This window comes from Streptomyces sp. NPDC054840 (genome assembly GCF_053611065.1).
Map to the genome: position 1 here is coordinate 1 of NZ_JBSGZP010001061.1, position 1,603 is coordinate 1,603.

Here is a 1,603-nt window from a genome sequence, read left to right on the forward strand (position 1 = left end):
GCCTGCCCGAGGGGTACGACACGGCGCCGGCAGATGCGCCGCTGTCCGGCGGGGAGCTGCAACGCATCGGCCTGGCCAGGGCGTTCTGCCGTGCGGGGCGGCTGCTGGTCCTGGACGACGCGACATCGAGTCTGGACACCCTCACCGCCCGCGAGGTGGAGCGGGCGCTGGCCCGCGAGGTCCGGCCGGGGACCCGCCTGGTCGTCGCCCACCGCATCTCCTCGGCCGCGCTCGCCGACCTCGTCGTTTGGCTCGACGCGGGGCGGGTCCGGGCGACCGGTACGCACGCGGAGCTGTGGCGGGACCCCGGCTACCGGGCGGTGTTCGGCGAAGGGGCCGAGCGGGAAACGCGAGGGGAACCGGCCGCGGAGCCGCCCGACCGGAAGGCGGTCCGATGAGCGAGTACGGCACGTGGCGCCGGGTGTCCCGTGAGGGTCGCCGCTTCCTGCGCGGCCGGACCAGGACCCTGCGCCGGCTCGCGCTCTGGTCCCTGCTGGAGTCCGCGCACACCTTCCTCGGCGGCTACGCCGTGGCCCGCGCCCTCGACGACGGGTTCCTCACCGGCCGTACCGGTACCGGCATCGGCTGGCTGGCCGTGGCCGGTGGGGGCGCCCTGCTCGGCGCCCTCGCCCTGCGCGGGGTGTTCGGGGGGCTCGCGGACCTGGTCGAACCGCTGCGCGACGGCCTGGTGCGGCGCTCCGTGCGCCAGGCGATCGGGCGGGCCGTCGCCGATCCGGCGAGGGAGTCCCGGGCCGGTGACTCGGGTGCCGTCTCCCGGCTGACCCAGCAGACCGAGATGGCCCGGGACTCCTTCGCCGGACTGGTGCTGATCGCCCGGTCGTTCGTCTTCACCGCCCTGGGCGCGCTGCTCGGGCTGGCCGCGCTGGCCCCTGTCCTGCTGGTCCTCGTACTGCCCGCGCTGGTCCTGGGGACGGCCGCCTTCCTCGCCACGCTGCGCCCGATGGCCCGCGTGCAGCGCGCGGCGCTCGACGCCGACGAGTCGCTGTCCGCGCGCGTGGGCGAACTCGCGGGGGGGTTGCGCGATGTGGTCGCGTGCGGGGGCGGGGCGAGCGCCGGGTCCGGGGTCGAGCTGCTGATCGCCGAGCAGGAGCGGCTGACCGGGCGCCTCGCGCGGTGGACCGCCCTGCGCACGCTGGCCCTGGGCGTCGCGGGCCGATTGCCGGTCGTCGTACTGCTGGCCGGAACGCCCTGGCTGCTCGGGCGCGGGGTCAGCGCCGGGGCGGTGGCCGGGGCGCTCACCTACCTCGTGCAGTCGCTGCTGCCCGCCCTGGACGCGCTGATGACGGCGGTGGGCGCGGCGGGCACCCGGCTGCTGGTGGTGCTGGACCGGTTCTGCGATCCGGAACCGGCGCCGCGGCCGGGCTCCGAAACCCCGACGGCGGGCCCGGCGCCGGTACCGGCACCGCCCGCACCGCCCGCACCACCCGCACCACCCGCACCACCGGCACGGCCCGCACGGCCCGCACCGCCCGCACCCGCCGTCGAACTGCGGCGGGTCCGCTTCGCCTACGGGCCCCGCGCGCACCCCGTGATCGACGGCCTCGACCTCGTGGTGGGGCGGGGCGAGCACCTGGCCGTGGTG

General features: G+C 77.5%; 2 pseudogenes. Both read left to right on the top strand.

From position 1 onward, the window contains the following. Positions 1-398, top strand: a pseudogene (locus ACWGIU_RS37495) (ABC transporter ATP-binding protein); the annotation flags it as partial. Then, a pseudogene (locus ACWGIU_RS37500) lies at positions 395-1,603 on the top strand (ABC transporter ATP-binding protein); the annotation flags it as partial. The pseudogenes ACWGIU_RS37495 and ACWGIU_RS37500, both read left to right, overlap by 4 nt.